The following is an 11,328-nucleotide window of genomic DNA, read 5'->3' on the forward strand; positions in this document are numbered from 1 at the left end:
TATTTCGGCTATCTATTATAATAGATATGATGGATTATGCCATCGACCAGCCCTACCTTAGGCGCATATATCTCATTGATTTTACAGGATTTGCATATTGTTGAAAATATTTTCATAGCCGGAACGATTACATCCGCCCTGTATGATTTTAGTTTATAATTAAGAATCCGTTCTTCATAGCTCATTTCTTTCATCGCGTCATATAATATTTTCAGTTCGGTAGCTCCAATATATTCACCATCCCGTTTACCCAATATTTTATGAACCTTATTGATATTTCCTCCCGAAGCAATTATACTCAACGGATAATACTGATCGTAAATCTCCTGCAACCTCGATTTAAATCTTCCTTTTTCCTTTTTCTCTACAGTATCCGTAAGCATCCTTACCGTTCCCAACTGAAACGATTCGGAAAACAACTTCTGATAATTACTATATAAAATAATTTCGGTACTGCCCCCTCCCACATCTACATACAGGTAATTGCGGTCACGATCCATCACCTTATCCAGTCCTCCAGCTTCAAATATAATATCACCTTCTTCCTGTCCGCTTATAATTTCAACATCTATATTACAATGCGATTTTATGTAATCTACAATTTCGGAGCCATTTGCGGCATCCCTCATAGCACTTGTCGCACAAGCTCTGTATCGGGATACTTTATAAGCCCTGATTATATGTGAAAATCCGGTTAAAGCATCTACCAGCAATTGCCGTTTTTCTTCACTAATCACTCCTTTTGTAAAAACATCCTCGCCTAACCGGATAGGAACACGCAGGAACGCTGCTTTTTTAAAATCCGAAACGCCTCCGTTGTTATCAACACTACTAATCAATAGCCTGATTGCATTGGAGCCAATATCAATAGCAGCCAGTGTCTCTGTCTTCATACATTTTTTTATAAAAATCATACAACATAATCTGCGATCTGTTTTTTTGATCACCGATTCTTTCTATATAGGAATTCTGATCAGGCGAGTTTAAATCACGTGACTTTACATTGTCTGACCACTGAATATCAAAGAAGGATTTCAATGTCTCCTTCACTTTGACATCCAGAACAGGAATACCGACTTCGACTCTCCGGTCGAGATTACGCGTCATCCAGTCTGCACTCAGAATAAAGACTTCTTCTTTTCCTCCATTTCCGAATATAACCAAGCGGGCATGTTCGAGATACTTGTCCACAATACTGATTGCCTTTATGTTTTCACTCTTTGTTTTTATGCAACACGCACCTCTTATGATAAGCCTTATCTTCACTCCTTCATCAGCAGCTTTATAAAGCAGCTTTATGATATTTTCGTCAGTCAGGCTGTTAAATTTGGCATAAATATATGCATTGATTCCTTTCTTCGCATTCTTGATCTCATTTTCGATCAGTTGCTCAAACTGCCTTCTCATATAATAGGGGGAAACCATCAATCGATCGCATTGAAAATGTTTATGTGTATTTTCCAAGAAATCGAAAACCCGTCTGGTATCGGCAACAATCGCTTTTTCGGCTGTAAACAAACCAAAATCGCCATAGACCAATGCTGTCGATTCATTGAAATTACCGGTTCCGACATAGACATATCCCTTTACTTCCTTTCTTTCGGCTCTCTCAACCAACACCAGTTTACTATGTACTTTCAACCCGTCTGCTCCGTGTATAACTTTAACTCCGGCTTTTTGCAGTAATTCGGTATTCTCAACATTTTGTTCTTCATCAAATCTAGCAAAAAGCTCAAGAACTGCAGTCACCCTTTTTCCGTTTTTCGCGGCATTCACCAGCGCATTGATCACTTTCGAATGTTCGGCAGTCCGGTACAGGGTTATCGATATACTTTCGACTTTGGGGTCGATCGCAGCCTCTCTCAGGAAATCAATAAAATGATTAAATGTATGGTAAGGATAATTAAGAAGAATATCTTTTTTCTTTACAACAGTCAAGATACTCGAACTGGGCTTAATGCCATTATGTATGAGCGGTGTTGGATTAATATACTCGAGATCCGGTCTTATTTTCGGAAATTTCATCAGATCCTTTTTCAAATGATACCGCTCTCCCGCCTCACAGCTGTCATCATCTTTCAGCTTCAGTTTTGAAATAATAATACCCAACAGATCTTCCGGCATTTCTTTATCATAAATCAGCCGTACAGGCTGTCCGTGCATTCTGTTTTCGAGCCCATCTTCCATTTTCTCTATCAGACTTTTCGATACATCATCATCAACAGTGAGCAGGGCATCTCTTGTCAGCTTGAAAGTATATGCCGAAATCTCAGTATAATTAAACATAAAGAAGATATGATCAAGACACAACCGTATGATATCATCCAAAAAGATAATATCACTGAGCCCTTTCTCAGACGGAAGTTCTATGAATCTGGGGCAATTGTTACTTACAGGAATCTGAATTATAGCATACTTAGTATCTTCTTTATTCTTATTCTGCATCTTTACAGCATGGTATATATTGCTGTCGGTAAGAAACGGGATGGCTGTTCTTTTTCTGATAATAAGAGGTACAAGCCGAGGACTTATTATCCGTGAAAAATAATCGCGGCAATAAGCCTCTTGTTTTTTAGTTAATTGTTTTTCATTGAGCATATATATACCATGCTCCTCCATCTCCAATATAATCTCATTATATATTTTGTCGAACTTCAATTGCGATTCGGCTATCTTCGATTTTATTTTGATGAGCAAGTCACGGGGAGTATAGTTTCCCGAAAACAAAGGAACTTTCTTTCCTTTAATCTGGCTTAACCTTATAACATTAGCAACCCGGACTTTTATAAATTCATCCAGATTATTCGAGAATATACCTAAAAAACGTAATCGCTGTAATAGTGGAACTGTTTTGTCCTGAGCCTCTTGCAACACCCGGTTATTAAAATTCAACCAGCTTAAATCTCTGTTATTAATCATATCTATTCTAATACAACACACAAGTTTGTATCACAAAAGAATAAATACATTGTAACGAAACGGTGACGAATTGATAAAGAAACGGATAACAAGCACAAAACACGAGTTTGACTCTGCTCTCTGGTGTTGAAACATCAAACCATGAGGTCAACAACAAACCCTTCATGTCCTCTTATATTAAACACAAAATTATTGTCGAACATCAGATACTGACCTTTTATACCGATAAGAGTTCCTTCAAATTCGGGAACTTTTTTAAGGGTAACAGAATTCACTTTCGATGGATATTCCCGGATAGGATATTCGAGATGCAACACTTGATTGTCTTGTTCAATATAGCAGGACAAGTCTTGTGGTACGAAACTCAACATTTCATCTTTCTTTTCCACCAGATCAGAATAAGGAACATTCTCCTTCAGCATTTTCCGATAGTTGGTTTTATCAGCCATATGTTGTTTCAGGGCAACTTCTATGAGTCCTGCCTGATATCGGTTTTCAGTCTCTGCCAATCGAATAGTATATTCGGCTCCCTGATCTATCCAACGGGTAGGCAGCTGGGATAATCGTGTAACTCCCACTTTGAGACCTCCTGAATTAGCCAGATATACGATATGAGGTTGCAATTGCGCCAAAGCTTCAACTTCCAGATCACGGTCTGCTTTCCCTAAATGAGCTGTGGATAATTCGGGTCTGACGATCCATCCTCCGGCATGAGGGGATGTAAAGTAGCAGTTTTTGCAAAATCCCATTGCAAAAATCTCTTTCTTTTTTCCGCACTCAACACATTGACAATAGTCGAACTTCACCCTTATTTTATTCCCCAGCAATTGATTCATATCAATCACATCTTCACCCAAATGCAAATAGTATTGAATAGGCGTACCGTATTGGGTTTCCATTTTAGTCAAAAGACCTGAGAATCTCATAATCGATTATTTTAGTTACAACAAAAATACAAAGAGCCTATATAATAACAAACCCGGTTTAATATTAAACCGGGTTATTTCTAAGTATTCTTATTTATTTTAAGGTCTCAGACCTATTTATCGACTTTACATGTACAACAGCAAGAACTTGTTATCACATTAAAACACGTCATAGAATACTTTCAGTTACTTATTTTTCACTTCAATATTGAGGATTGCGCTTTTCAAACCTTTAGCCTTAGCCTCAAAAACAGCAGTGCCTGCATTCTCTCCAGCCTGAACAATTGCAGTAAGTTGTCCGCTGAATGCATGCATCTTGGGCAGATGAAATAAATCCAAACTAGTAGCATCTCCATTGGCTGAAGCCCTATATTTACCTGCTCCTTTTACGGTGAATTCAATTAAGCGGCTATCATCTGGACAAAGGTTTCCGTCTTTATCAACAACGCGTACTGTAATATAAGCCAGATCCTTTCCATCAGCAGAAATACTGTCACGATCAACCACCAATTCGATATGATGGGGAGCTCCGGCAGTACGAACGATTTTCGTTTCGGCAATATTCCCTTTACTGTCATAAGCTACCACCTTTACTTCGCCCGGTTCGTATATAGCATCCATCCACATCAAACGATAACGGTTTTGAAGGGTTGTATTATTTTTCTCCTGACGTCCATAACTCTTTCCGTTGATGAACAATTCGGCACTTGGATAATTAGTATATGCGAATACCGGAGTTTTTTGTCCTTCGCGACCTTTCCAATTCCAATGAGGTAAGATGTGCAATGTATTATCAGTTTTATTCCACACACTTCTGTACAAGTAATAACGATCTTTAGGAATACTTGCCAGATCAATAATACCAAACAGCGAACTATGGCTTGGCCACGCATCAGTATCATAAGGAGAAGGTTCTCCTAAGTAATCGAATCCTGTCCAGACGAATTGCCCCATTGTCCATTCATAATCATCAGCTAACGCAAAATCATCATCCGGCAGATTAGACCAATTGCAATACTCAAAATCATAAGACGAAGATTGATGATCATCATATAAAGCATCAGCCTTTTTCTCTACCGGAAATTTATATACTCCGCGAGAACTCACTGTAGAAGCTGTTTCTGATCCCAACACCAGATTTTGCGGCAATTTAGCGTAAGACTCTACATAACGATGCGCACGATAATTTAATCCGGGCACATCTATCATTGCTCCAAATCCGTTATTCAGAATACAAGTTACCTGATCCATTCCACAAGTCACAGGTCGTGTAGGATCTTCGCGATGGCATATATCCTGTAAAAAAGACGCCACCTGATACCCTTGCGGACTACATTGAGTAGGTACTTCGTTACCGATACTCCACATTACTACACTTGCATTGTTACGGTAGTTACGCAGCATATTTACCATATCTTTCTCAGCCCATTCATTGAAGAATCGGTGATATCCGTTTTTACATTTAGCAATATCCCATTCGTCAAACGGTTCCACCATCATCATGAATCCCATTTCATCGCAAAGAGCGACTAATTCGGGTGCAGGCATATTATGAGCCGTACGGATGGCATCGCACCCCATATCTTTAAGCATAGTCAATTGACGGCGTAATGCGGCAACATTGATAGCTGCACCAAGAGGACCTAAATCGTGATGATTACAAACGCCCTGAAATTTTCGGCGTTCGCCGTTCAGGAAGAACCCCTTATCAGCTATAACTTTGATATCACGTATCCCGAATCGGGTTGTATATTCATCAACCTGCTTATCTCCTACATAAACTTTCGATACAGCATGATATAAATAAGGACTTTCGGGTGACCATAAATGAGGATTATCGACAATCAGATTTTGCTCGAAAGGTTTCCCATGATTTATCTTCAATGTATTATCTTTGGCTGAAACGACTTTACCGGTTGCATCTTTTATTTCGGTCAAGATACGTACATCCTCATTTTCGCTGTTCTCGATTTCTGTTTTCAACTTAACAGATGCATATTCTTTCGAAACATAGGGTGTAGTTATATATGTACCCCACACCGGTACATGCACCTTATTGGTCACTACGACATGAACATTACGATATAATCCTGCTCCCGGATACCAACGTGACGATTGTGGTTTGTTCTCCAATCGAACAGCCACAATATTGTTCTTACCGTCGGCATTGAGCAGGTCTGTAACATCACAATGAAAAGAGTTATACCCGAAAGGCCAGAAGATAGCCTCTTTTCCGTTTACATATACACGGGCTTCACTCATTGCTCCATCAAACAAAAGAGTTACACGTTTATCATCTTTCTTGAAATTATCCACATCAAATGAGCGCCTGTACCACCCGATACCTACATAGGGAAGACCGCCTGACCGCCCTGTCTTTACAGAAGCAACGGTTTCTCCGTTTTGCGTAACAGCAACTTCCTGAAGATCGTGTTTCCGATCGAAAGGACCGAATATTGCCCAATCATGAGGTATCGTTACAGACTCCCAAGCCTTGTCTTCGAATCCTACCTGACTTGCATTATCAAAATCGCCTTTGCTGAACTTCCACCCTTTTTCAAGCAAAAATTCACTTCTCACCGATTGAGAGTTAATATTGCTGCAAAAGAATAAAATCAAACAAATAGACGTGAAATATTTAATCATAATTTACCAGTTTTCGTTTCTATAAAGTTACATATTTCTACATAGAAAGTGACAACCATATGAACTTTGTCACTTTTTCAAAACAGCAAAACTCCTCTTATTCGGAATCTTACACAACCAAAAAGTGACAAAGGTTACAAAATTGACACTATTTTTAGAATTCTTCTTTTCTTCTCTTGAAATAATATTTAACGGATTCCGTAGGGGCGAAAGATTATTCGCCCCTACATTTATTTCAATCATTCAAAGACTTTCGTCTTATAGATAATATTTTCAAAATCTATTCTTTAAGGTCACAGACCTATTTATTTGCCCATCCAAGTATAACAACCATTGATAGTTATAACTTTAAAATGCGACATTAAATACTTTCCGTTACTTAAATGCATCAAGGGCAACCGTAGGTTTTCCTGTATTATCAAATGCCCCCAAAGTATAAGCGTTCCAACCGTTATAAGCCTGAGGTTCCCAATAAAATATGCCTAAACATTTATCGTTAGCCACAGCTTTTGTTTTAGCCACAAGATCTGTGAGAAATTCTTTGCAATCCTCTGCCCCATCCCAAGGCATACCCACTTCGCAAAGCATAATATCCGATCCATAACGGCTTATCATATCGTTTATATTGGCAAGACATGCAGTGTTCATCTCCTTCCATGTATCGGCCTGCGGATAAAGAGACATCCCTATCACATCCCATTTACCTCCGTTTGCTTTTAAGCCATCAAATAACCAACGAAACATTTCGTTATCATCCCCACTTTGCAGGTGTACGATCACTTTAGCATCCGGAAAAACTCCCTTAACAGCATCATATCCTGCATTGGTCAACTGGGCATATTGAGCCATATTATCGGTAGCTTTACCGTCTTCCCACAGCATACCATTACCTGTTTCGTTTCCGACCTGAACCCATTCTGGTGTAATACTCAGATCCTTTAGAGCTTGTAATACTTCTGTTGTATGAGAAGCAACTGCAGTTTTCAGTTCATCAAAAGAAAGATTCTGCCAAGCTGCAGGCTTTGTTTGTTTTCCGGGATCAGCCCAAGTATCGCTATAATGAAAATCGACCATAACACGCATGCCCAAAGCATTTGCCCGCCAGGCTTTCACCAGCATATCGCTCTTGTTGCACCAACCATCAGTAGGATTAACCCACACACGAAGCCTGATAGAGTTCACTCCCAAATCGCGAAGCAAGGTCATACATTCGGTTTCACGTCCTGCAGAGTTATAAAATTTCAAACCCGACTTTTCCATTTCGGTCAGCCAACTCACATCTGCACCTTTTGCAAAACCTGTCATATCATATGAAGGCTGCTCTTTTCCTCCGTTATTATCATCGTCACTGCATGCGGTGAATGAAAATAACATCGAGGTTATAGCTATTAAAATATATTTCAATTTCATATTATTCTGTTCTTTAGTTATTTATCGACCGACTATGCAATACATAGTCGGTTATATACATATCATTTAGTGATACTATATGTACCTTTTATCAGATTCACCGTCATTTTATAAGTACCGGCAGCCAAAGTTTTATCTTCAGTCAGGTTATTTCCCTTATAACTCAGTTTACCATTAGATCCTCCGAAATAATGATTCCATGAAATATCTAAATGTATCTGAAATCCGTACTGCGAAGCTTTCGTTATTGTTACATTACCGCTATATTCTCCGGTATTAGAGGTTGCGGAAAGAACTGTCGAAAAATCCCACAACTCATTCAATCCGGATACATATATACTGCTGCCAACCGCAGATAATTTGTAAGTCAATGCTTTCATTGATACATCAAAAAGATATAAGCCAGCTGTAGGTGCAGGAATGCTGGTTGATCCTCCGGATACTAAAGTACCGGAAAATGCATCTCCCGAAGCCTGTTTATAAGCACTATCCCAATTATCTTTCTCTGTATAGACCCCATATCCCCAAAGAGAGTTGACATTAACAACACCGGCATATGCAAGATCATCTTCATTGTATAAATTCAGGAAATTATCAAAAGTCCAACTTCCCCCGTTAATACCGTCATCTATACCGGATAAATATAAATAGCTGCTCACCTCTACAGGACCGGAAGATCCCGAAACAACTTCACATTTCCATTCTTTGGGATTACTTAAATCTACAGTCAACGCATATTCTCCGGCAGCCGGAACAGCCACTGATATTTCTCCTGCCTGAGCAGACAAAGCCAAAGATGTTCCACTTTGAGAGAACGCAACCGAAGTCGTAACCGGAGCACTGTCTCCTGTCGAATAATCGTATTGTTTACCTGTTCCGTTCAGTTTCAGTTTTAATGTTTTTGCTGTTGCAGCATTGATAGTAGTAGTCCATTTCAGATTAGCTCTATCGAATACCATCTCGGCATTTACATCTCCGCTAACTGTCAAAGTAGGAATAAGTAATGCAGACCAGACTTTTTTCGGTGTATTTACTTCAACATAATAACAACCACCTTCTCCGGGGAACCAGAAATTCCAACGCTTGTCTGTATCATTTTCAGAAGACATAAGGAAAGCAGTTCCATCTACACCATCATTACCCCATATAGTACCATCACCTTCTTTCAAATAGTAATTATACCATGCTGTAGCTCCCATAAATCCGGAATAAACACCGTTTGATGCAGCAGAATACAAATAACCTCCGGTTTCTTCCATTTTACTGTTCAGAATATAGCCATTCGACATATCGATGGTATAAGAAGTTACTTTTACTTCCACTACATTACTGTAAACAGGATCTATATTATTACCGATACTTCCCTTCAGTCTAAAATAAAGAACAGTCGACACACCGCCCTCTACCGATAGATTTTTAGTTACAGTATTCAGTTCGGCTCCCGTATAAGCCTTTGATGTAGTTGTTTCTAGAGATTCTACTACATTCGAAGAGAAATCGCTTTCGGTCGAAACCTGTATATAAGTAGTCAGGATATCGGGGACATCCATATTCGGATTATTGATCGACAATGTGCTGTTGCTCCAAGCCAAAGACAAAGCCAGCTGTTTGGATGTCTCCTGAGTCAGTTTCACTTCATTTTCCATAGCAACCAACTTGCCGCCCTCTAAACCGGAAAGCAGAATATTATCTCCATCTTTATCGCAAGATGCAGCTAATAAGACCATCATCAGCATAGCACAGATAGTCTTCATTGCTCTTAGTGCTTTCATATATTTTTGTTTCATTTTATTAATCAATATATTAAGTTACAGAAAAAGGTTTGAGGCCTTAATAATCTTCATTATACAAATTAGGGTTAGCGGTAAGATCGGTTGTAGGAATAGGATAAATATTATATTTACTATCTACCGCCATCCCGTCTACTGTTCCGCCTTTCCACTGCCAGATATAAGATGAAGTTGTAAACTTACCATAACGGATAAGATCGGTACGGCGTATACCTTCCCAATAAAGTTCGCGGGCACGTTCATTCAGAATAAAGTCTTTTGTAAATTCCGATTGCTTAACTGTTCCTTCACTTGCATAATTATCTCCAAAAGCACGTTTACGCAAGTCATTAACATAACCCAACGCCTCAGTTGTAGAACTACCCGAACCGCCACGAATCACAGATTCGGCAAGCATCAGATAAACATCAGCCAAACGGAATACCGGAAAATCGGTATTTACACCACCATCTACAGTATTAGATGCAGCCACTCCGGCATCAGTAAGGTTAGTCCATTTTTCAACAAAGTATCCATTACTCTGATTGTCGATTACATCCAGATATTGAGTCTGTCCTTCTTTGAAGAAAAGCGCACGACCGTCTTTATCGGAGAACAAAGCCGGAACTTCACCTCTTATTCTGAACATCCCCCATCCGCTGGTCACACCGTAGTCTGCAGCCTTTTGGTAATCAGATGTATTACTCACCGCTCCACAGATAATATATGTTGTAGAACCCCATGATACGGTATGTGTAGCATCGACCGGAAATGAAAATATAATTTCATTTGTACGTTTATCATTATCCGCATTGAACAATTTTTTGTAATCAGATTCCAATGTATATCCATCGGCTATCACTTTTTTACAATAAGTGATACAATCGGTATAACGGGCAGTTCCGGTATATACTTCGGCATTCAGATAAAGCCGAGCCAATAAGGCATAAGCTGCATCTTTGGGGGCACGTCCGTATTCACATTCGTCTCTCGATAACAGATCATTGTCGATGTCTTTCAGTTCGCTTTCTATATATTCGAATACCTGAGATGCTGTATAACGAGGAGGCGTAAAACTTCCTACGGCATCGGCTTCCGTTACAAACGGTATGTTGCGGTATAAGTCCATCGCATGATAATACGCCAATGCCCTGATAAAACGGGCTTCGGCTCTGTAATGGCGAATATCGGCCTGTTCGCTTTCTGTAAATTTAGAAATCTGACTGTCTCCCGCATTACGCAGTAACTCGTTACAAAGAGCGATTGTATAATAAATACGGTAATACATATCCGAAACCCAGGGATCATTGGCATCCCATGTAAAGAATGTCAGATCCGACACTTTGTCTCCTTCGAGCCAGGTAGAAGCCAGTTCGTCTGTAGCGCACTCCTGCAAGTTGAAATAACAGCGCATATAATCCTGCCCCGTATTACTTTCCAAGTCGAGACTTTCGCCAGAACCTCCTCCCTTTTCCTGTCCTGTAGTAACAAACGAAGCATATAATTTAGCTAAAACCGATTTGTAATTTGCGGCACTGGTATATACACTTTCTGATGTAGTTTCCTCGTGAGGACTCTGGTTCAGGTCATCGGTACAAGAATATAATGTACCCATAAATACCGCCAGCAATATATATAATGATTTTTTCATCGTAATA

Annotated in this window: 7 protein-coding genes; all 7 read right to left on the reverse strand. The window is 39.4% G+C overall.

The window, feature by feature from the left end; translation table 11 throughout:
- Window positions 1-8: 8 nt before the first annotated feature.
- Window positions 9-893, reverse strand: a complete 885-nt coding sequence (locus tag AABJ51_RS11330; RefSeq protein WP_338372647.1) for a Ppx/GppA phosphatase family protein — start codon at window positions 891-893, stop codon at window positions 9-11.
- A complete protein-coding gene (gene ppk1, locus AABJ51_RS11335) occupies window positions 865-2,919 on the reverse strand; it encodes a polyphosphate kinase 1 (protein ID WP_338372649.1) in 2,055 nt (684 codons plus the stop codon). Before ppk1 ends, AABJ51_RS11330 begins: the two co-directional genes overlap by 29 nt.
- Window positions 2,920-3,053: 134 nt before the next feature.
- Window positions 3,054-3,845, reverse strand: a complete 792-nt coding sequence (locus tag AABJ51_RS11340; RefSeq protein ID WP_338372650.1) for a DUF2797 domain-containing protein — start codon at window positions 3,843-3,845, stop codon at window positions 3,054-3,056.
- Window positions 3,846-4,031: 186 nt separating this feature from the next.
- Window positions 4,032-6,491 (reverse strand): glycoside hydrolase family 2 TIM barrel-domain containing protein, encoded by a 2,460-nt coding sequence (locus AABJ51_RS11345; protein ID WP_338372651.1) that lies wholly within the window; start codon window positions 6,489-6,491, stop codon window positions 4,032-4,034.
- Between the two features lie 375 nt (window positions 6,492-6,866).
- Window positions 6,867-7,901: a glycoside hydrolase family 53 protein gene (locus AABJ51_RS11350; protein ID WP_338372652.1), complete on the reverse strand. Its 1,035-nt coding sequence runs from the start codon at window positions 7,899-7,901 to the stop codon at window positions 6,867-6,869.
- Between the two features lie 62 nt (window positions 7,902-7,963).
- Window positions 7,964-9,673 (reverse strand): DUF5114 domain-containing protein, encoded by a 1,710-nt coding sequence (locus AABJ51_RS11355; protein WP_338372653.1) that lies wholly within the window; start codon window positions 9,671-9,673, stop codon window positions 7,964-7,966.
- Window positions 9,674-9,731: 58 nt separating this feature from the next.
- Window positions 9,732-11,321, reverse strand: coding sequence for a RagB/SusD family nutrient uptake outer membrane protein (locus tag AABJ51_RS11360; RefSeq protein ID WP_134436162.1), 1,590 nt, complete (start codon window positions 11,319-11,321; stop codon window positions 9,732-9,734).
- Between the last annotated feature and the right edge of the window lie 7 nt (window positions 11,322-11,328).

This window comes from Indolivaga capnocytophagoides (assembly GCF_036511535.1).
Taxonomy (GTDB): domain Bacteria; phylum Bacteroidota; class Bacteroidia; order Bacteroidales; family Dysgonomonadaceae; genus Dysgonomonas_A; species Dysgonomonas_A capnocytophagoides.